The 21,582-nt window shown below is 51.6% G+C and carries 17 protein-coding genes; 8 read left to right on the forward strand and 9 right to left on the reverse strand.

All coding sequences use genetic code 11. The features are described 5' to 3' along the window. Window positions 1–73 precede the first annotated feature (73 nt). The 3 genes from ACJJIJ_RS17910 to ACJJIJ_RS17920 all read left to right on the forward strand — a co-directional run bounded on the left by ACJJIJ_RS17910 (window position 74) and on the right by ACJJIJ_RS17920 (window position 5,137). The gene (locus ACJJIJ_RS17910) at window positions 74–967 is read left to right on the forward strand and encodes an ABC transporter ATP-binding protein (RefSeq protein WP_252083921.1); all 894 of its coding nucleotides are present in this window, start codon (window positions 74–76) and stop codon (window positions 965–967) included. Window positions 968–986: 19 nt separating this feature from the next. Continuing rightward, a complete protein-coding gene (locus ACJJIJ_RS17915; protein ID WP_252083923.1) occupies window positions 987–4,568 on the forward strand; it encodes an ABC transporter permease/M1 family aminopeptidase in 3,582 nt (1,193 codons plus the stop codon). A gap of 170 nt (window positions 4,569–4,738) precedes the next feature. Further along, complete coding sequence (locus tag ACJJIJ_RS17920) at window positions 4,739–5,137, forward strand: acyl-CoA thioesterase (RefSeq protein ID WP_152455932.1); 399 nt, start codon at window positions 4,739–4,741, stop codon at window positions 5,135–5,137. 70 nt (window positions 5,138–5,207) lie between these two features. On the opposite strand, the gene ACJJIJ_RS17925 is transcribed toward ACJJIJ_RS17920, so the two are convergent. Continuing rightward, window positions 5,208–6,356: a TRAP transporter substrate-binding protein gene (locus tag ACJJIJ_RS17925; protein WP_252083924.1), complete on the reverse strand. Its 1,149-nt coding sequence runs from the start codon at window positions 6,354–6,356 to the stop codon at window positions 5,208–5,210. 139 nt (window positions 6,357–6,495) lie between these two features. Next, window positions 6,496–8,700, reverse strand: coding sequence for a DNA helicase II (gene uvrD, locus ACJJIJ_RS17930; protein ID WP_252083925.1), 2,205 nt, complete (start codon window positions 8,698–8,700; stop codon window positions 6,496–6,498). A gap of 139 nt (window positions 8,701–8,839) precedes the next feature. Between uvrD and hexR the strand changes: the two genes are divergently transcribed. Together hexR and ACJJIJ_RS17940 are read left to right on the forward strand one after the other, a co-directional pair. Next, window positions 8,840–9,694 (forward strand): transcriptional regulator HexR, encoded by an 855-nt coding sequence (gene hexR / locus ACJJIJ_RS17935; RefSeq protein WP_108735063.1) that lies wholly within the window; start codon window positions 8,840–8,842, stop codon window positions 9,692–9,694. Between the two features lie 119 nt (window positions 9,695–9,813). After that, window positions 9,814–11,073 (forward strand): multidrug effflux MFS transporter, encoded by a 1,260-nt coding sequence (locus tag ACJJIJ_RS17940; protein WP_252083926.1) that lies wholly within the window; start codon window positions 9,814–9,816, stop codon window positions 11,071–11,073. Window positions 11,074–11,130: 57 nt separating this feature from the next. Here ACJJIJ_RS17940 and ACJJIJ_RS17945 read toward each other — a convergent pair whose 3' ends face one another. Beyond that, on the reverse strand, window positions 11,131–11,580 hold the full coding sequence (locus ACJJIJ_RS17945) for a GNAT family N-acetyltransferase (RefSeq protein WP_444938055.1): 450 nt from the start codon (window positions 11,578–11,580) through the stop codon (window positions 11,131–11,133). A gap of 90 nt (window positions 11,581–11,670) precedes the next feature. Continuing rightward, entirely contained in the window at window positions 11,671–12,084 is a 414-nt protein-coding gene (locus ACJJIJ_RS17950; protein WP_444887604.1) for a rhodanese-like domain-containing protein, read from the reverse strand. 140 nt (window positions 12,085–12,224) lie between these two features. Here ACJJIJ_RS17950 and ACJJIJ_RS17955 point away from each other — a divergent pair, with 140 nt between their 5' ends. Beyond that, entirely contained in the window at window positions 12,225–13,217 is a 993-nt protein-coding gene (locus ACJJIJ_RS17955) for a helix-turn-helix domain-containing protein (protein ID WP_444938056.1), read from the forward strand. 124 nt (window positions 13,218–13,341) lie between these two features. Here the strand turns inward: ACJJIJ_RS17955 and gstA are convergent, their stop codons facing one another. Continuing rightward, window positions 13,342–13,941 carry a glutathione transferase GstA gene (gene gstA / locus ACJJIJ_RS17960; RefSeq protein ID WP_252083930.1) on the reverse strand — a complete coding sequence of 200 codons (600 nt, stop codon included), beginning with the start codon at window positions 13,939–13,941 and terminating at the stop codon, window positions 13,342–13,344. 65 nt (window positions 13,942–14,006) lie between these two features. Next, window positions 14,007–14,405 carry a DoxX family protein gene (locus tag ACJJIJ_RS17965; RefSeq protein WP_252083931.1) on the reverse strand — a complete coding sequence of 133 codons (399 nt, stop codon included), beginning with the start codon at window positions 14,403–14,405 and terminating at the stop codon, window positions 14,007–14,009. A 442-nt stretch (window positions 14,406–14,847) separates the two neighbouring features. Here ACJJIJ_RS17965 and ACJJIJ_RS17970 point away from each other — a divergent pair, with 442 nt between their 5' ends. Both ACJJIJ_RS17970 and ACJJIJ_RS17975 read left to right on the forward strand, forming a co-directional pair. Further along, the gene (locus tag ACJJIJ_RS17970; protein ID WP_444938057.1) at window positions 14,848–16,155 is read left to right on the forward strand and encodes a cation:proton antiporter; all 1,308 of its coding nucleotides are present in this window, start codon (window positions 14,848–14,850) and stop codon (window positions 16,153–16,155) included. A 13-nt stretch (window positions 16,156–16,168) separates the two neighbouring features. Next, a complete protein-coding gene (locus ACJJIJ_RS17975; RefSeq protein ID WP_252083933.1) occupies window positions 16,169–18,025 on the forward strand; it encodes a monovalent cation:proton antiporter-2 (CPA2) family protein in 1,857 nt (618 codons plus the stop codon). Window positions 18,026–18,142: 117 nt separating this feature from the next. Here ACJJIJ_RS17975 and ACJJIJ_RS17980 read toward each other — a convergent pair whose 3' ends face one another. From ACJJIJ_RS17980 to ACJJIJ_RS17990, 3 genes are all read right to left on the reverse strand, one after another. Next, window positions 18,143–18,505 carry a cupin domain-containing protein gene (locus ACJJIJ_RS17980; RefSeq protein WP_444938058.1) on the reverse strand — a complete coding sequence of 121 codons (363 nt, stop codon included), beginning with the start codon at window positions 18,503–18,505 and terminating at the stop codon, window positions 18,143–18,145. Window positions 18,506–18,546: 41 nt separating this feature from the next. Next, window positions 18,547–20,166, reverse strand: coding sequence for a Na+/H+ antiporter (locus ACJJIJ_RS17985; RefSeq protein WP_444938059.1), 1,620 nt, complete (start codon window positions 20,164–20,166; stop codon window positions 18,547–18,549). Window positions 20,167–20,721: 555 nt separating this feature from the next. Further along, window positions 20,722–21,570, reverse strand: coding sequence for an alpha/beta fold hydrolase (locus tag ACJJIJ_RS17990; protein ID WP_444938060.1), 849 nt, complete (start codon window positions 21,568–21,570; stop codon window positions 20,722–20,724). Window positions 21,571–21,582: the final 12 nt, after the last annotated feature.

Here is a 21,582-nt window from a genome sequence, read left to right on the forward strand (position 1 = left end):
AGACCCATCAAAAGGAATTAAATACTGCTATCGATATCCAAGCACGAATAAAAAATTAAAAAGGATTTAAAAAATGCTAAATATAACTAGTCTTTCCAAGACCTACGATAACGGCGTGCATGCGCTTAAAAACGTCAACTTGGATATCCCCAAAGGAATGTTCGGGTTACTCGGCCCCAATGGCGCCGGAAAATCTTCATTAATGCGTACTATCGCCACGCTGCAATTTGCAGACAGCGGCTCCATCACTTTTGATGGTATCGATGTGGCCAGTAACCCTCAGAAAATTCGCAGCACCTTGGGTTATCTACCACAGGATTTCGGGGTTTATCCGAGAATCAGTGCCGAAGATATGCTCGATCATATGGCAGTTCTAAAAGGTATTAGTAATCGCAAAGAACGTCGCGAAATGGTGGCTGAATTACTGCACCAGACCAATTTATTTAAGGATCGCAAAAAAAACCTAAGCGGTTACTCTGGAGGTATGCGCCAGCGCTTTGGTATTGCCCAAGCCCTGATCGGCGACCCACGCCTGATTATTGTCGACGAGCCTACCGCTGGTCTCGACCCTCAGGAGCGCAATCGCTTTCACAACCTGCTTAGCGAAATTGGCGAGAACGTAGTGGTAATTCTTTCCACCCATATTGTCGAAGATGTTGCCGATCTGTGCCCCAATATGGCGATCCTGGCCGCAGGTCAAATTGTGGCCCAAGGTAAACCCGAAGAACTTATCTCTAAATTGCAAGGACGTGTATGGCGGCGCACCGTCGATAAATCTGAGCTGGAAGAATGCCACAATAATTTTGATGTGATTTCCACTCGTTTATTAGCCGGGCGCCATGTTGTGCATGCGCTGGCAGATACCCAACCGGCAGTAGGCTTTGAGCAGCTGCAACCGGACCTTGAAGATGTCTACTTCTCTACCCTGTTTAGCAATAAAAAAGCTCAAGTGGCTAGCGCCGCTTGAGGTGGGGGAGGATTTCTAAATGTTTTTATCGGTTGCTAAGTTTGAATTTCACTACCAGTTGCGCCAGCCACTGTTTTATGTGACCAGCCTGGTATTTTTTCTACTGACTTTTGGTGCTATGACCGTCGACAATATACAGATCGGCGGCGGTGGAGGTAGCACCCTGATCAACTCTCCCTACGCGATTATGCTAACCCTGTTAGTAATGTGCGTTTTCAGTATTTTTATCACTGCCGCCTTCGCAGCCAATCCGGTGCTGCGTGATCGCGATATGAAAATGGAAGGTATTGTCTTCAGTACCCCTATTAATAAGCGTGATTATTTATTGGGGCGCTTCACAGGATCATTCGCCGTGGCCTTTCTGGCTTTCTCATCTACGGCGCTGGGTATGCTGTTTGGTTCATGGATGCCTTGGCTAGACCCAGAGCGCTTGGGCCCCACTCAAATATCCCACTACCTGCAAACCTTATTCATACTTATCTTTCCCACCATGCTGTTTTGCAGCGCCATGTTTTTTAGCCTGGCAGCCATAACTCGCAGCATGATGGCCACTTACCTGGGGTTGATCGCCTTCCTGATACTCTATTTCACCAGCCAGGGAATCATGGATGAACCCGCCTATCGAAGTGCTGCCGCACTGGCTGACCCCTTTGGTATCGCCGCCTTCCAGGAGACAACTCGCTACTGGACCGCTTTCGATCGCAATACCTCTATGATCGCACTAGAGGGAAACTTTCTAATCAACCGCTTACTATGGCTGGGCGTCAGCTTATTATTTATCGGCTTAGGCTATAAATGCTTTTCATTTGCCGAACGTAAATCTCTCTGGTCGCGCCGCCGCACCACAGAAGCCGCAGATAGTGAGATACCTAGGTACATCAAGCCCCTACCGCGAATTACTCCAAACTTTGGGGCAGCCACGGTTTGGCAACAATTCCGTATACGCTGCGGTTTTGAAGTAAAAGCAGTAGTAAAAAGCCTAGCTTTTTGGGTAATCCTGGCACTGGGTGTTCTGAATGTCTTGGGCGCATCCCTGAGCCTGGAGGCAGTATTTGGCACCTCGGTATACCCGGTGACTCGTTCTATGGTCAGTCTGATAGAAGGTGCTTTTAGCCTCATCATGTTGATTATTCTGATCTACTATGGGGCTGAATTGGTGTGGCGAGAACGCCAGGCCGGTTGCCATGAAATTATGGATGCCGTGCCCACACCCAGCTGGATTTTCGTAGCGAGCAAGTTTATTGCAATGCTGGTGGTTCTGGCCGGTATCCTGATAGCCTGCATGCTTACCACTGTGGCTGTACAGCTGGGCAAGGGATATACAACGCTTGAGCCTGGACTGTATTTTTACGGACTCTGGTATCAGTTTGCGCTGCCGTTTTACTTGATGGCAGTCCTATCTATCTTTGCCCAGGTGATAACCCGCAATAAATTCCTCGGCATGCTACTGATGGTGGGCTACTTAATTAGCTCCAGTGTCCTTGATGGCCTTGGGTTCGAACACAACCTCTATCAATTTGCAGACTGGAACGCCGCACCTTACTCGGACATGAATGGTTATGGTCACTTTGATCAGGGTCGGGCTTGGTTTGCGTTATATTGGATCAGCTTCAGCCTGATACTGGCCATCTTGAGTTACGGGCTCTGGCAGCGCGGAACCCTGGCTCCTCTAACTAGCCGGGTCAAAGCCCTGCGCTTCCAATTGGGGCTTTCCAGTCGATTAACTGCCTCCACAACCCTGCTACTGTTTATCGGCACTGGCGCCTTTATTTACTACAACACCAATATTCTCAATCACTACGAAACCAGCAAGGATCGTGAACGACTAGCTGCAGACTATGAGAAGAAATACAAGGCCCTAGAGGATAAACTCGCACCACATATCACCGATGTCAAAGTGGATGTGGATATCTTCCCCAATGAACGCCGCTATGAAGTGCGCGGCCGCTATTTCCTGGTTAACAAGCGTGAGGAGTCGATTGATGAGGTAGTTATAGGGCTGGATCGCGGCCTTACAGTTAACCAGTTATCCCTAAATCAGGCCAAGTTACGCGAAAAGGACGAGCAGTTCGGACACTATTTCTTCGAGCTGGATCGCCCACTTGAACCCGGCCAGTCCCTCACGCTGGAGTTTGATCTGAGCAGGATCAATCGCGGCTTTATGAACTCCGGCTCCTCCACCACCTTGGTGCAGAACGGTACCTTCTTTAATAACTACGAAGCGCTGCCCTTTATCGGTTACAACAGCAATTTTGAGTTGACTGATCGTCACCTGCGTAAAAAGCACGATCTACCGCCGCCGCAGCGTATGCCCAAACTGGAGGACAAAGAGCACTACCGAAAATCCTATCTTCGCAGCGACTCTGACTGGATCAACTTTGAAACCACCGTCAGTACTTCCTTGGGACAGATAGCACTGGCCCCCGGCTACCTACAAAAAGACTGGCAGGAGGGAGAGCGCCATTACTTTCATTACAAGATGGACGCGCCCATTCACAACTTTTTTTCCTACCTTTCAGCGGACTACACAGTGGTCAAAGATAAATGGCAGGACGTTGCCATTGAGGTCTACCACCACAAGCCCCACGACTACAACATAGATCGTATGGTTGAGGGAGTGAAAAAGTCCCTGGAGTATTTCAGTGAGGCATTCAGCCCTTATCAATATCGCCAACTGCGTATCGTCGAGTTCCCAGGCTATGAATCCTTTGCCCAGGCATTCCCCAACACCGTACCTTTCTCTGAATCTATCGGTTTTGTCGCCGATCTGCGGGACCCGGATGAGATTGATTACGTCTTCTATGTAACCGCCCACGAGGTGGCGCACCAGTGGTGGGCGCATCAATTGATTGGCGCCAATGTACAGGGAGCGACTCTACTGTCTGAAACCCTGGCGCAGTACTCAGCACTAATGGTGATGGAGCGGGAATACGGCCCTGAAAAAATGCGTCGTTTCCTCAAATATGAGCTGGATGGCTACCTGAGCGCTCGGGGTACCGAGTTGCTTGAGGAGTTACCTTTATCTCGCAACGAAAACCAGACCTATATCCATTACGACAAGGGCTCGCTAGCGATGTACGCCCTTAAGGATGCGATGGGTGAAGATGCCGTCAATGCGGCTTTGGCTTCCCTATTAAAAGAAAAAGGCTTCTCCAGTGATCCCTATCCCACCAGCATGGATTTAGTGGCAAGACTCCGAGCCCACGCCGCCCCCCCCCAGCAAGAGCTGATCACCGATATGCTGGAGCGAGTAGTCCTCTTTGATCTCAAAGTCGCAAATGCCACCTATGAGCTGTTGGAGAACGGCAATTATCGCGTATTACTGGAGCTGGAAGCGCACAAATATGAAGCCGAAGGGGATGGACAGGAACAAGAAATTCCCATCAATAACTGGATAGATGTTGCCATTTTTGCAGAAGATCCCGACAAGAACACCAGTTCAGACAATGTGCTCTACTTGGCCAAACAGGAGATCAGTGAAGAGACCACCCTGTTGGAATTTGAGGTGAAGGGCAAACCGAGCATTGCTGGCTTTGATCCCTATATTAAGATGATCGACAAAAACCCGGACGACAATCTGTTGGCAATAGAGGCACTTTAGGGCTCTTGTCACTAATTTCCCGGCCACCTAGGGGGTGGCTGGGAAAAACTTCACTCGTTTTCGTTGGAAAAACTCAGACAAGCACTGGTCAAATACTACTCAATTTGTGCTAGAATGCGCCACCTTCCCTCAGGTGGAAACCAATAACTCTAACAATCTGTGAGTAGTCGATGTCCGCACTTTCAGCCCTTGATGAAAACCCGCAACCAACAGGCACGCTTACCCTGCAAACCCTGGCTATGCCCCGTGATACCAACCCCCAGGGGGATGTATTCGCTGGTTGGCTGATGTCGCAAATGGACCTGGCTGGAGCAATCTTGGCCCAAAGCATTGCACGCGGCAGGGTAACTACCGTAGCGGTCGGCAGTATGGTGTTCTTACGCCCGGTTCCGGTTGGCTCTACGGTCAGCTGCTATGCCGAGGCTATAGAGGTAGGGCGTTCCTCTATTAGAACAATGGTTGAGGTATGGCTGACACGGGTGGACTCTGGTGAGCAGGTAAAGGTCACTGAGGGTGAGTTTGTTTTTGTCGCTATCGACGATAGAGGACATACCAGACCACTGCCCTGAAACGACTTACAAAACTATTTCGGGAAACTGCCTTAAACCAGTTTCCCTTCTATGATATTAATTTTGCCTTTTATTCCTGTTTCTTGCTTTCCCCATCAAGTTCGCGCGCCTGGTAATAAGCCTCTTCACTTATCTGGTGATAGGGTCGCACATCCCGCTCAAAATCCTTAAAGGCTTTATAGATACGCGCAAATTCTGGGTCCTTATTTGCGGTCTCTTGCATCAGTTGAGTATTGATCTGCTTTAAATGGGCAAGCACATCATCTGGCAAACGCTTAACTTTGACTCCATGTGTTTCCACCAGCTCACGCAGGGCGCGATTATTACGAGCGGTGTACTCATCCAACATGTCCTGGTTTGCTTCGCGGGCAGCCACGCGCACAATGGCCTGTAGGTCTTTGGGCAATTTCTCAAAGGCTTTTTTATTGACGATAAATTCCATCATTGAGCCGGGTTCATGCCAGCCGGGATAGTAGTAGTACTCGGCAACCTGATGGAAACCGAAAGCGAGATCGTTATAAGGTCCAACCCACTCGGTCGCATCAATAACACCAGTCTGCAGCGCGGTATAGAGTTCACCACCGGGAATAGTCACAGCGGTACCGCCGGCCCGGTTTAATACTTCACCGCCCAGACCGGGAATTCGCATTTTTAAGCCCTGCAAATCCTTAACAGAGTTAATCGGTTTGTTAAACCAGCCGGCCATCTGTACCCCAGTGGAGCCACCGGCCAGGGGGATCAGGTTGAACGGTTCATAAATCTCTTTCCAGAGTTCCAAACCACCACCGTGGTGCAGCCAGCCATTCATTTCCTGGGCGTTTAAACCAAACGGTACCGCGGTAAAAAACTGGGCCGCTGGAATCTTGCCTTTCCAATAATAGGCGGCACCATGTCCCATCTGTGCAGCGCCCTCAGATACCGCACCAAAAATACCCAGAGCGGGTACCAGCTCACCTGCACCATAAACTTTAATTTTGAGGCGGCCGGAGGACATCAACTCAACGTTTTTTGCAAAGCGCTCCGGGGCTTGGCCGAGGCCGGGGAAATTTTTTGGCCAAGTGGTAACAAGCTTCCACTCAAACAACTCTTTGTTGCCATTATCGGAAAAATGTTGTGCAGGGCCCTGTGCCACACGGGAAGTGACCAGTGCAGCAAAGGTAATAACGAGCAGGGCGATAAGGCCCAAAATAATAGCGGGATACCAGTTAACTTTTTTCATCGCTTTTAATTATCTTTTTTCTTGTAAGGCGCTGATCATCGATAAATGATCTTTTTTAAATGGTCGGGATTTTGGGAAAAACCAAAATCAGTGCAGAAAAAATTTCTAATCTGACTTGGTTTTTATCAAAGCAAACAATCTATAAAGGCTGCAGCTTAGCCATAGCCACTACCAGCCATTTACTGCCAACATCATCGAAATTGACCTGTACACGTGTACGGGGGCCATTACCTTCGAACTGCACTACGGTGCCCTCGCCGAACCTGACATGCTCAACCCGGCCACCCAGTGCCAATGGTGGTAAATCATCGAAATCTGGCGCCGGGTCGGAAAACTGGCCCACCTTGCCATAATCCGCCTGGTAGAGGGGACGGGAAATTTCGGTCTTCAAGCGCACTTCGTGCACCAAATTTGGCGGAATCTCACCGATAAAGCGAGACGGACTGTTGTAGGTCTCGCTGCCAAACAGGCGCCGGTTTTCCGCGTAGGTAATATACAGTTTACACATGGCGCGGGTGATACCCACGTAGCAGAGGCGCCGCTCTTCCTCCATACGGCCGGGCTCCTGTGCAGACATCTTGTGGGGGAACAGGTTTTCCTCCACGCCCGCCATAAACACCAAAGGAAATTCCAGGCCCTTGGCAGAGTGCAGGGTCATCAGCTGGACGGCATCTTCAAACTCATCCGCCTGGCCTTCACCGGCATCGAGGGCGGCGCTGTCGAGGAACTGGTTAAGAAGAGGGATTTCCTCCTCATCTTCCTCCCCCTCGGGCAGGTCCACACCGGCAAAAGAGCGACAAGCAGTGACCAATTCCTGCAAGTTCTCCACCCGCGTCTGGCCCTTCTCACCTTTTTCTTTGCCGTGGAATTCCAGCAGGCCGCTAGTCTCGATCACATCCTCGGCAATGGCATCCAGCTCTTTATCTTCCGCATTTGCAGCCAGCTGGTTGATCAGATCCAGAAAGCTCTGCAGAGCATTACCGGCGCGCGCAGCCAGTACGCGCTGTTGCAACATCAGCTTGGCCGCCTGCCACAAGGAACAGCCCTGCTCGCGAGCAAAGGAGCGCACCATTTCCACCGTGCGCGCACCAATGCCACGAGTGGGGGTATTCACCACCCGTTCAAATGCAGTGTCATCATTGCGATTGCTGATCAGGCGCAGGTAGGACAGGGCATTTTTGATTTCCAGGCGATCGTAGAAGCGCTGGCCACCGTAGATACGGTAGGGCACCTGTTCGCGCAGTAGCCCCTCTTCAAGCACCCGGGATTGGGCGTTGGAGCGGTAGAGGATGGCAATGCTGTCGCGGCGATTGCCATCGCGCACCCAATCATTGATACGCTCGACGATAAAGCGCGACTCATCCTGCTCGTTGTAGGCGGCGTAGACGGCGATGGGCTCGCCTTCTTCCCCCTTGGTCCACAACTCCTTGCCCAGACGACCGCTGTTATTGGCGATCACCGCGTTGGCCGCATTCAGAATGGTGGAGGTGGAGCGATAATTCTGCTCCAGGCGTACCGTCTGCACTTCACGCAGATCTGTAGAAAAGTGCTGGATATTCTCGATCTTGGCGCCGCGCCAACCGTAAATGGACTGGTCATCGTCACCCACAGCGGTGATATGGCACTGTTCCCCTGCGAGCAGGCGCAACCAAGCGTATTGAATCGTGTTGGTATCCTGGAACTCATCCACCAGGATATGGGGGAAACGCCGGCGGTAGTGGGCCAGAATACTGTCGTTATTCAGCCAAAGTTCGTGGGCGCGCAGCAGCAACTCGCCAAAATCTACCAGCCCACCGCGCTGACAGGCCTCTTCATAGGCGAAGTAGATGCGCACCATGGTCTGCAACCAGGGATCGGCGCCGGCATTGATATATTGCGGGCGCAGGCCTTCATCTTTCTGCGCGCCAATCCACCACTGGGTTTCCCGCGGCGGCCACTTTTTATCGTCCAGCCCCAGATCTGCCTGTACCCGCTTGATCAGGCGCAGCTGGTCGTCGGAATCCAGAATCTGGAAGTTCTGCGGCAACTTGGCTTCTTGCCAGTGGGCTTTGAGCAGGCGGTGAGCCAGGCCGTGGAAAGTGCCCACCCACATGCCAAAGGTATTCACCCCCAGCAACTCTTCGATACGGGCGCGCATCTCGCGGGCCGCCTTGTTGGTAAAGGTCACCGCCATAATGGAGTAGGGCGAGGCGCCCTCCACCTGCATTAGCCAAGCGATGCGGTGTACCAGCACCCGGGTCTTGCCCGAGCCGGCACCGGCCAGAACCAATTGATTGCCGGGCGCGGCAGCTACCGCTTCGCGCTGGGCGTCGTTGAGGGGGTCTAAAATCTGAGATACGTCCATGGGCGAAGATTGTACCAGAGCTGCTGTATAAGACCTGTGTAAATAAACAGGATTTTACCCCGGCTGACAATGCAAAGCCCCTCGCCAGCCGGGGGCGCAGCGGCTAAACTGCGCCAACTGGCATAGAGAAGGAAGTCCTGTGAAACCGGCGGAAGTAACGCAACGAATCAGTGAGCAACTGTCATCCATGCGCAAATCTGAGCGCAAGGTGGCGGAGTATATTCTCGCCAATCCCGATGAAATTATTCATATGCGCATCGTCGACCTGGCCACCGAGGCCCAGGTGAGCGAGCCGACCGTGGTGCGCTTTTGTCGCGCCGTGGGCTGTTCCGGCTTCCAGGAGTTCAAGTTGAACCTGGCGCAACAGCTGGCTTCCAGCCCCAGCTTCGGCCAAATCGCGGTGACCGAGACCGACACCATTGCCGAGTACAAACGCAAGGTGTTCGACTCAACAGTAGATACTCTGCTAAAAGTGCGCGATAGAATTGACGACCGCGCCCTTGAGGCCGCTGTCACTGCGATGGCCGCTTCCAAGCGGGTGGAATTCTTCGGCTTTGGCGCCTCTGGTGCTGTCGCCGCCGATGCCCAGCACAAGTTCTTCCGCCTGCAATTGGCCACCGCCGCCCACTCGGACCACCACATCCAGAATATGTCAGCCATGTCTATGCAGCCGGGCGATGTAGTCGTTGCTATCTCCCAGAGTGGCCGCACCAAGGCACTACTGCGCTCCATGAGCATGGCAAAGGAGCAGGGCGCTCTGGTGGTTGGCCTGGCACCCAGCGGTTCGCCGGTGGCACAGCAGGCCAGTATCCCGCTAGAAGTGGATGTGGAAGAAGATATTGAGATCTATACACCACTGTCCTCACGCATCGCCCACCTAGTGGTGATTGATGTGCTCGCCATCGGCGTTGCCCAGCGCAAAGGCCCCCAGTTGCAAGAGCACCTACTAAAGCTGAAGCAGGGCCTGTACACATTGCGGGAAGACAAACACTGAGGGAAATTTGCAAGAATGCGGCACTGGATAATGTGTCGCAGCCCCTCTACCATGCCTGCTGTATCCGGCAATCTACTGCCACTGCCAACAAGTGCCCCTAGCCGTTCCAGAGCAATTCCATGACATCCACCGCATTATCCGCTGAGCAAAAAGCACCGCGCTGGTTGGTGGTATGGCTAGCGGCGCTGGTCTCCCTGACGCCATTTTCCATCGACAGTTACTTGCCGGCTATCCCGGCCATGGCCGGTGCGCTCGATACCGAAGTGGAGCGGGTGCAGTATTCGGTCTCCAGCTTTTTACTGGGTTTTGCCCTAGGCCAGCTCTTCGGCGGCCCTCTCTCCGATCGTTGGGGCAGGCGACTGGTCGGCACTATCGGCCTGTGCATTTATATCGTCAGTTCACTGCTGATCCTGTTTGCCGACCATGTCGATCAACTGATTATCCTGCGCTTTTTCCAGGCCGTGGGGGGCGGTTTTGCTACAGTGATTTGCGCCGCCATAGTGCGCGATCTGCACAGTGGGCGTGAAGCCGCCAAAATTATTTCTATGATCAGTACCATCATGCTGATCGCCCCCCTGATCGCTCCAGTAATCGGCTCTCTACTGCTCGCAGTGGGTGGCTGGCAGAGTATTTTTGTATTCCTGCTACTGTACGCCGCTGCCATGCTGCTATTAGTGCGCTTACTGTTACCAGAAACTGTATCGCGTTTTACCCGCGCGCGGCGCCAGTTGATGCCATTAGCTTCACTGATTTCCACTTATGGACAAGTGCTACGCAACCGCCGCGCCCTCGGTTTTCTCGGCGCCCAGGCCTGTGTCAGTGGTTCGATGTTTATCTATATCACCACCGCACCCTTTGTCTTTATGGACTACTTCAGTGTCAGTCCGAGCCGCTTCCCGCTATTCTTTGGCGCCTGTATTCTGGGGCTGATCTGTATGGTGCAGGTCAATATCCGCCTGCTCAATCTGTTCCAGCCGCGCAATATTTTATTGGCTGGCGTCACCCTGCAGATGCTCGGCTGTGGTTTGCTATTACTCGGCACTTTGACCGGTATTAAAGAGCTGACTCTGTGGATGGTACCTCTGGTATTGGTAATGAGCTGTATCGGTATTACTGGGCCCAATGCCGCCGCCTGTTATCTGGAGTTTTTTCCCAAAATCAGCGGCAGCGCCAACGCCCTGTATGGCGCCACAATTTTTATCACTGGCGGTGTGCTGGGCGGATTAGTAAGCAGCCTGCACACTGGCACCCTGGTTCCTATTGCCGCATCCATGTTTGGGTGTGCAGTAGTGGCCCTGTTCTCCACTTTGGTAATTGCTCAAGCGCGCAAACCCATCGACTCGGATATACCAATCACCAGGCGTTTTACCCCGCGTTGAGGAGTCTGTTTTGTGTTCATCTATTGAAAAGGGGGTATTTCGGCCCGGCTATATTGGCTAAATACTCAGGGACCATATTTGCCACTTCTGTTCCGGAGCTCCACCTAGTTGTTGATAAAAAGCTTGTGCATCTACATTAGTAGAAAGAACTTCCCACTTTATTTTGGCACTACCCCGCTCATAGGCCTCTTTTATTAAATACCCCATCAATGCCCTTCCTACCCCTTTACGGCGATACTCTTTGTTACCAACTACGTAAAGTTCTTTAATCCACAACCAGGGAGTTAAATCATAGGTAAAGGGAAGGACATAAAAAACCAGGTAGCCAATAGCTACACCGCTGTCTTCGGCCACTAAACATTGAAAGTCTGCCCGCTTAAATAGTCGATTATTTAATTCTTCCTCAGTAACCTTGAACTTATCTAAGTAGCCTTCGAATTTAGCTAACCCACGCATCATCTCCAATAGTTCGGGAATATCACTAGGCTTTGCGTTACGTATAAGCATTTATTTGTTGCCAAATTTGATGGATTGGTAGAGGGTGCAATCTTCACCCTCTTTATTTCCGGTCTTGAGAGATAAAATCTCACTTTGACCTTAGGCGCTGATAGTTTCCTTTTCTCCCACCAGTTTGAATCCTTCATCTATCCATCCGGTTATACCACCAATCATTTTTTTCACTGGAAGCCCCAATTTTGCCAACCGGACAGCAGCCTTCTCTGTTGCATTGCAATGGGGCCCGGCGCAGTAAACGACGAACAAAGTGGAATCTAGATAGCGAGATACAAGCTCTTTATTGATGTGCTGATAAGGTAAGGACTCAGCGCCCAAAATGTGCCCCTGACGAAAGGCTTCTTCACCACGAACATCCAACAGCACGAAGTCCTGGCGCCCATTGGTTAGGGCATGATGAACATCCCAGCAGTCCGTCTCAAAGGCCATCAGTTCTTGGAAATGTTGCAGGGCTTTTTGACTGCTAGCTGGGGCAATACGACTTACAGCAGAACTCATAACTATCTCCTTGGTTAACACTCACTCTTTGTCGTGTATATATTCTGTTCTCTGGCTATTTATTTAACGATTGGCTTAAAAGCCATATAGCGTTAAATTTGAGCCAATCTGGGTATCGAAGTGAGAAATCAAGGGAAGGCATGATGGATAAAGGAAAAGCAAAGCGCGTAGCGATTCTGGTTCATCACCAGGTTGCCTTATTTGAACTTGGCTGCGCGACCGAACTGTTCTGTTTATCCCGCCCCTGTACCGATACGCTCTATGAGGGAGAGGTTGTTTCCTTCAATGCCAAGGCACAGCTGGGGCTTGGGGGGGTATCCCTACAGTGCAGACAAGTTAGCAGCCTGATGGATTACGATTTGTTAGTCGTACCCAGCTGGCCGACTACACCACAAACCAAGGACTGCTCCCTACAATCTGTATACGCTGCTGTGGAAGCCTTTGCGGCGGAACGCCGGCAAATTCTGACTTTTTGTTCTGGCGCATTTTTACCTGCCGAAATTGGTTTGCTGGATGGAAGGCAAGCCACCACGCATTGGCGCTATGCGAATACCTTTAAAAAGCGATTCCCCAAAGTAGAGTATGTAGGGGATGTACTTTATGTCTGGCAGGACAAATTGGCCTGTTCTGCAGGAAGCTCAGCAGCAATAGATTTGGGTATAGAGTATTTACGGCGTAGCCATGGTTATGAATTGGCTAATTCTGTAGCCAAGCGCCTGGTGATGGCTCCTCATCGGCAGGGAGGACAGGCCCAGTTTGTAGAGACCCCAGTTTCCAAGCGGCCCGATCATTTCGCGGGCGCCCTGGATTGGGCCCTTGCCAACCTGGATAAACCCATCATGGTGGGCGACTTGGCGAAACAAGCGCATCTCTCTCGTCGCAGTTTCGATAGAAAATTTCGCCAATCCATGGGGCTGGCCCCTAAAGAATGGTTAACGCAACAACGGCTTCGTGTAGCGCAAAAAGCTCTGGAGTCAGGCAGTGAGACCATTGATCATGCAGCACAAGTTTCTGGTTTTGAGAGCAGTGCAACCCTTCGCCATCATTTCCGTAAAGCTTTCGGTATCTCTCCGGGTCAGTACCAACGACAATTTGCCTGTCCAGATAAGGCTGAAGATATGTGTAGGGAGTAAATAAATCGAGGACTATTCCTGAACGGGATAAGATGCTTTCAGTGAGTACAGCCACAACTTCGACCAACGCTAGCGGAGCTGATGCACTGTTTATTTGGCGGCAATATACTCTTGGGCCCTCAATCTAACTGAGATTTTCCTCTTGCAAGGCGTGCTGAACTGCCGGGCGCGCTGCCATACGTTCCTGAAAAGCCTGTAACCTGGGCCAACGTGTCATATCAAAATCCTGCACCTTGAGCCAGCGGTTTATCAGGTAGAGATACGCATCCACGACAGATAAAGAATTCCCCAGCAGGTAGTCGTTCTGTAGCTGCTCTTCAATATAATCCATGCGACGTAGAATCCTTTCCCGAGCTTTTTTCTTTTCTTCCTCAGTGCCTTTCCAAAACAGGGGCAAGAAAGATTTATGAACCTCCGCGCTAATAAAATTCAACCACTCCAACAAGCGGTAATGGTCCAAAGTGCCCAACGGTGGCGCCAAACCGGCATCGGGCTTTTGCTCGGCGAGAAACTGCATAATAGCGACGCCCTCTGTGAGTAACTCACCCCCCTCTAGCTGCAGTACTGGTACATAGCCCTTGGGGTTAACTCTATAAAAGTCGTCGCCGTTTTCCAGGGTATGCGTCTTTAGATCCACTTTGCAGAGTTCGAGATCAATACCCGCCTCCAGGGCGACGATATGTGGGGATAGAGAACAGGCTCCTGGCGCATAAAAGAGTTTCACGGTGACCCTCCTGAGTGGACTGTGCGGCATCGGGCAATATAGGCGCCTACTGGCTTCACAAGGCGCTATTTTTTGCGAATCCAGTGATCTAGGCTGAAGCGCCCAGCACCCGCGCAGGCGAGAATCAGGTAGCCTCCAGCAATGGTGATGTTCTTCATAAAGCTGGTCATCTCTGCGGGATCGCCTGGTGAGTAATGCACCATCCAGGCACTAGCCAGACAGAAGAGAAAAAGAATCACTGCGGAAAAGCGGGTAAAGAATCCGAGCAATATCGCCAGGCCACCGACCAGTTCTACGATAATCACCAAGGGAAGTAACAGGGCGGGGATTCCCATGGAAACCATAAAGGCTTCCGTCATTTTGTAGCCGCCGATCTTATTCCAGCCGGCAAAGATAAACAGCAGGGACATTAATACCCGCCCGACAAGTTTAGAGGTATCACATAACAGGGGATGATGTGCCACGGCCTTCTCTCTTCTTTAACTGTTACATTGGGCTCTACCTGATGCCTCCAGTGTAGTTGGGAAGCCATATCGAAATGGGGGCGATGCCGACAGCAATGTATTCCACTAAGAGAAACTTGCACCGCAATTGAGAGTCAGACGAGGCGGAAATTAACGAATGACAGTTTCGGCAGGCGCGGAAAAGTTGTTGTAGATATAAATAGAAAATGCGGTTGTACCGCACTGAGGAGCCGTTACAATTGCGCGCCCCCAACCAGGGCGCAGCCGGCGGTATCTATACCTGACACCCCTGTGCCCAGAGCCCTGTCAGGGAAACTCGAGTGGGCCCCTGCGCGACTACACTAACGGCACACTCAGCAACTGATAATTTCGCCCGTAAAAGCATCGCTTTTGAGGGGTGGGCAAGGCCCCGCAATTCTTATCCCTGGAGTCCACGCACGGCATGGAAGTCTATTACACCTTTTGTTTTCTTGCCGCGGTGTCGGTCTTTCTCGGTTTCCTAAATCAGTATGTGCTGCGTGCGCAAACCACAATTGCCATCACCACTGGGGCCCTGGCCTTGTCGCTCATTGTCACCGGCCTGGGCAAATTGGGGATAGTGGAGTTGCGCACCTGGGCCGACCAACTGCTGCCGTTGCTTAACCTGGAAGACATCCTACTCAAGGGAATGCTGGGCTTCCTGCTCTTCGCCGGCAGTTTGCATATCGACCTGTTGGAATTGCGCAATCAAAAACTGGAAATTGGCTTGCTGGCAATCGTTGGTACTTTGATTTCCACCTTTGCGGTGGGCGGCCTACTGTATTGGTTCCTCATGTTGATCAATATGCCGGTAGCCTTCATTTACTGCCTGTTATTCGGTGCCTTGATCTCCCCCACCGACCCCATCGCCGTATTGGCCATTATGAAAAACCTCAAGGCACCGGAGCAGGTTTCCATTCAGGTGGAAGGGGAATCCCTGTTCAACGATGGCTTCGGTATTGTGGTATTTGCAGTAATTTACGCGGTGGCTTTCGAAGGGGGGCAACCAACTGTACCGGCAGTGGCAGAGCTATTCGTGCTGGAAGCGATTGGGGGGATTCTGCTCGGCTTGATTATCGGAGGGCTGTTCCACTGGCTGATCTGTTGCACCGACGACCACAGCCTGGAGCTGTTGCTCACTCTGGTCATTCCAACTGCCGGATTCTCATTGGCCAATATCCTCGGTGTCTCCGGTGCCCTGGCGATGGTAGTGAGCGGAATTATTATCGGCAACTTCACCCGCGAGCGCGGCTTTTCCAGGGTGAGCCAGCACGAACTGGATAACTTCTGGAATATCACCGAGGATTTCCTCAACGGACTGCTGTTCCTGTTGGTGGGCCTGTTCCTGATTACTATCGATCTGCGCCCGGCGGACTACCTGCTAATGATGGCGGGGATTGTCATCGTACTAATGGCACGAGTCCTGGCTGTGGGGGTGCCCTTCCTGTACCTGAAAAGGCGCCGCAGCTACCACCCTTACACCAACCGGATATTGATCTGGGGTGGTCTCAAAGGCGGCCTGGCCCTGGCCCTGGCCATGTCCATCCCCTCTGGCAGTGCTTTTGTTCAGGGGCAGGACCTGCGCTACCTATGGGTGGTTATGACCTATGGCGTAGTGCTCTTTTCTATTGTGGTGCAGGGCTCTACCATAGCGCCATTAATACGCCGCAGTCGCGAATTTGCCGAACCGGAAAGCGCGCCCGCCAGCGATCAGCAACACACTGCTAACTAGCGATAATCGATCAATGGAACACTCTAACTTCCTTGTTGAAGCCGTCATCTTTATGGGGGCCGCGGTTATCGCTGTGCCTATCGCCACACGCCTGGGCCTGGGTTCCGTACTCGGATACCTACTGGCCGGGGTGGCCATTGGACCCAGCGCACTGGGCCTGGTGGGGGATGCCAGCGATGAAATGCATGTGGCCGAATTCGGCGTAGCGTTGATGCTGTTTTTGATCGGCCTGGAGATGCAACCTAAAAAGTTGTGGCAAATGCGCGGCGCCATCCTCGGCACCGGCAGCGCGCAACTACTCCTGACCGCTGCTGCAGTGGCGGCAATAGCGCTGTGGTTATTCGACATGAGCTGGCGCACCGGCGTAGCGATCGGTTTGATCCTGGCCCTGTCCTCCACCGCTATCGTCTTACAGTCCCTCAATGAAAAAGGGCTTCTCAAAACTCAAGGCGGGCGCAGTGCCTTTGCGGTGCTGTTACTCCAGGATATCGCTGTAATCCCCATTCTCGCCCTGCTGCCACTGCTCGCAGGTACTACCGCCGAATCCCACGCCAGCGGCTTGGAGGGATGGGGATATGCCGCTGCGGTTATTGCCACCATCGCCGCCTTCGCTATCACCGGCCGCTATCTGCTGGGACCGCTGTTACGCCTGGTAGCTGGCAGCCAGGTACGCGAAATGTTTACCGTTACCGCTCTGCTGATTGTCTTTGCTGCAGCGGCGGTAATGAGCTGGCTCGACCTATCACCGGCTTTGGGCACTTTCCTCGCCGGAGTACTGTTGGCGGAGAGTGAGTTTCGCCACGAACTGGAGGCAGATATTGAGCCGTTCAAAGGATTGTTACTGGGACTTTTCTTTATCGCCGTAGGCGCCAGCCTGAACTTTGCGCAGATCGCGCAAAACCCACTGCTGTTGTTTGGCCTGGTAGTAGCCCTGGTAGTGGTGAAATTTGGCGTTCTGTTCCTATTGGCAAGGTTTCTGCGCATGTCCAAGGGCGAAGATTGGTTATTCGCTCTATCCCTGGCCCAGGCGGGAGAATTTGGCTTCGTTTTGGTGTCCTTTTCCACTCAAATCCAAGTACTCGACGCCGAGGCCAGCAGCTTGTTGGTAGCACTGATCGCCCTGACTATGGCGCTCACACCGATTCTGTTACTGGTATTTGAAAGGTTTATTCAGCCGCGTTTTCTTATCGGCCCGGAAGCCCCACAGGCAGTCGAACACGAACCACCGATGGATTCCAATTCACCGGTCATCATCATCGGTTACGGCCGTTTCGGCCAGATTGCCGGACGCCTGCTCAATGCCTGTGGTTTTAGCACCACCCTACTGGAGCGCAACGCCGAACAGCTGGATTTAGTTCGTCGCTATGGTATTGAGGCCTATTACGGTGATGCCACGCGGGAAGACCTACTGCGCGCCGCCGGCGCCGCCCAGGCACGCCTGGTGATACTCACCTTGAGTGATCAGGCCGCCTCTTTGGAGATCATCGCGCAGCTGCAAAAACACTTTCCGCACTTAAAGATTCTCGCGCGGGCACGCAGCCGTATGCACCAATACGCGCTGATGGAAGCCGGAGTAAAATATATTTTTCGCGAGACCGTCGATCCCGCCTTGGCAATTGGTGAGAAGGCCCTGGAGCTGCTGGGACTCAGCCCCTTGCAAGCGCGCCGCGCTGCACGCAAGTTTAAACAGCACGACCAGCGTATGCTGGAGGCACTGTTTCCCTACTGGCGCGATGAGGCACAGCACATCGCGCAAAGCCGTATCTATCGTGAACAACTCTTGCAGGCTCTACAAGAAGACCGCCGCGATAGGGACCTGCATCTGGACCATTACTGGGAAGAGGCGAAAGTGGAGACCGAAAGGTCTTAATTGGCCACTGCCTGTGCCGATAAAAGACTTAGGAACATAGCGCCAAGATAGCTTTTATCCAGATTAAGGTATTGGCTGACGGCGCAAACTTTTGAGCGCAATGTGGTTGAGTGCGACTTAGTGGCCAACTGCGGAGCTGTGATCGAGCACAGCGATCACAGCCCGGCCTGGTATCAGAGTTTCACTCACATGTCCCTTTCCACACAAATCCTTGGCTAATAAAATATCGCCAGCTCTAAAAATATGCTGTTCGCCAGAGCTGGTCGTTATTTTCACCTCACCTTCCAGATAAAAAATAAACTGCTCTCGTGGCGCGCAGTGCCAATCAAAAATCTGATGCTCATCGAACTCGCGAAAAAATATTTGCCGCACCTGATAGGGATCAGAATAATCTCCAAGTGGCTGATGGTTCTTCTGGATTATTTTCCGCTCTTTAAAGGTAGATACGCCATCAACACTTAGCAGCTCTATATACTTCATACCTTTCCCAACCTATTGCGAATATTGATCCGGGAAAACTTCTATTCCTTAGACAAAATACTGGCCTCTATCAGATCAACTTCGAGCACTAACTTTCTGTGCAACTCATCATCAATCTCCCGGCTCACACGGAGTTCCAAAAGACGCTGTCGCTCTGCGGCCAATGCCGCCAGACGAAAACGGCGTTCCACCCGTGCCCTCAACCATACCGTCTCGCCCGCTTCATCATCACCGATGTTGATGCGCCGACGGTATATCTCCAGCAGGTGATCGATCGCCTCGTAGGCAATCTCTTTATTTTTCCAGTGTACATCTATTTCTTTACGCAAATTGATCAGACGATGTTCAGCGGCCTTAGCGGCAGAAACCCTTGCTCCCTTTTCATCGCCAATCGCCGCAAGACTGGGCGTATCCGGTAAGCGCCTAAGAAGAAATGGTAGGAAAATACTGGCAACCAATAATGAAATCAGAATTACCCCCATAGCTATCGCTATAGATGCTTCACGGCCAGGCAATGGTTTGCCATCAGGCATTAACAGAGGCATTGAAAATGCACCAGCAAGAGTGATAGCCCCACGCACACCAGCCACGCTCAACACACTGACCAGAGCAAATTGAGTAGAGAGAGAGGGAAGGTTGCGGCGAAAGCGCGAGAGATAAAGCGATACCCAAACCCAGATAAAACGCAGCATCAAAAGAACAAAAGAAATTGCCAGGACATACAATACAATCCAACCTAATCCAATATCCTGAGCCCAACTCGAATCTACATCGATAAGGCGCACCAGCTGTTCCCCCAGCAGCACGAAGATAATGCCATCGAGCACAGTTTGTACGGTATTCCAAACTGCTCTACGGTCCATCCTTGTAGCGGATTTTTCTGAACCATGCAGGCTGGTGTAATGAGTGGCAATTCCCGCACTTGCAGCAGCAAGAATTCCCGACACACCTACACTTTGACCGGCTTGGTAGGCGGCAAAAGGGACCAATAAGCTTACCAAAATCTGGATCGCCGTATCCTCACCGCGAAGGTACACCAACCAGCGCAACAGATAGCCACAGATAAATGCCACCCCCGCACCTATGGCAACCCCTCCTATGGCAACCCAAAAAAAACCGGTTACGGCCTGTGGAAAAGAAAAACTGCCAGTAATCGCCGCAGCCAAAGCAATACGAAAGATATCCAGCCCAGAGGCATCATTAAATAATGATTCTCCAGCAAGAATATGCTCAAGCCTTGGGGGAATATTATTGGTGCCCTGCACAACCGATACGGCCACAGGATCCGTGGGGGCGAGTATTGCCGCTAGTGCAAATGCCATGGCGATCGGCATAATCGGCAACAACCAAGCAATAAAAAACCCCATGCCAAATACGGTAAATATTACCAGCCCTACAGCCAAGGTAATTATCGAACCTAGATCCCTGAAAAGAGCACCCTTAGGAATGCGCCAGCCAGCCAAAAAAAGTAAAGGTGGAATAAAAAGCAGAAAAAATATTTCTGGGTCTAATGGTATTTTTATGCCGAACACGGTGCCAAGAAGAACACCGCCTAAAATTTGAATAAGAGGCAAGGGAACAGGAAAAGGCAAAACTCTAGCGACAATCAGGCTGAGCGCCACTACCAGCAATAACAGCAGAGCAACAACGAGATAGTGCATCGCCCACTCATATTCCTTTGAAAGACTGCGGCACTGCAATTTTCAACCCGACTTATCAGGTCAGCCATTCCGCCAGTATAGGAAAGAGGATTACCGAGGCTTCACAAAGTCATTCAAAGTGTTGGCTTTAGCGCCAAAGCAAAATCACAGACGCTTTAAGAAACAAAGATCCCCACAAGAGGGAAAAGAGTTAACCGAAACGGTGTAAACCTAACAATTAAGTTCCCGTAGGCACCTCTGGCATCAATAGAGATACTCTCTAGAGAGAATTTATTAAAAATAGGGAAAGATTGTTAATAACCGACGGTCTTTCTCATAAATTAGAGTTCCTTGTGCATAATTTTGGGAAAACTGGAATCTTTTAAAGAATACTTATCCACATCAACAGCCACCGGCTGCCGTAGGGTAAATTTTAAAACTCCAACCTGTTAATAACACTCCCTATCTTACCCACCGGAAAAGAACATAGACCAGGTAACAGAGTACCTGTGGAAATCCAGCGGATAATAATCAATCCAGCCAGAAAAATATTAACAGGCCTCTATTTAAACCCGACTAACTGGCGAGAAAATCACGCAGCAACCGATTAAACCTCTGTGGCGCTTCAAGAAATAGGAAGTGACTGCCTCCATCTTCAGCCTCGATAATCTCCAACCGAGAACCTTCAATTTGTTGATGAATCCATTGCTGGCACTCTACTGGGTGAGGGCTGGCACGGCCGAAGGCGATCAAAGTGGGTTTTTCAATTCTGGGGATAAAATCGCGCCAATCGCGAGTAACATTGTCAATAAATAGGCGCGCCGCCAGAGCGCGCGGGAACTGCAAATTGACCCCAACCAGCTCTTCCCTTTGATCCTGTGTCATTGCCGGAGTCACCATTGACATCAAAATGTCACGGGTTGCCTGCTCGCCCTGGGAGCTACGCAGTTGACCGGTAAACTGGAAGAGCTGTTCGGCAGTGAGGATTGCACCGGCCTGCAAACGCTCTTGTTCAGACCAATAAGGCTGGGCAAGTAAGGCGGCGGGTTCATCAATAAAAATCAGTTTGGAAACTCGCGTATCGCCAAACATCTCCAGGTAATTCCAGATCACCGAAGCACCGGCCGAGTGGCCAAGTAGATAGAGAGGGGCCGGGTCCAGGGCTGTGATCAACTCCTGTAAGTCCTTCGCCAAGCGGGCAATACGGTAGCCATACAAGGGTTTTTCTGACTGACCGTGGCCGCGCATATCGAGAGCAATGACTCGGTAGCGATCACATAAACCGGCAAGTTGATGCTTGAACAGGGCCGCCCCTTGAGACCAACCGTGCAGTATCAGTAGGGTCGGACCAGTCCCGGCAGACAGATAGCTGAGCTTTACCCCATCCGACGTGGTAAAGCTCAAGCGCTGCGCGGATTTGTTCATAAGCCATCCATG

The organism is Microbulbifer mixtoriginis (SeqCode) (assembly GCF_052467945.1).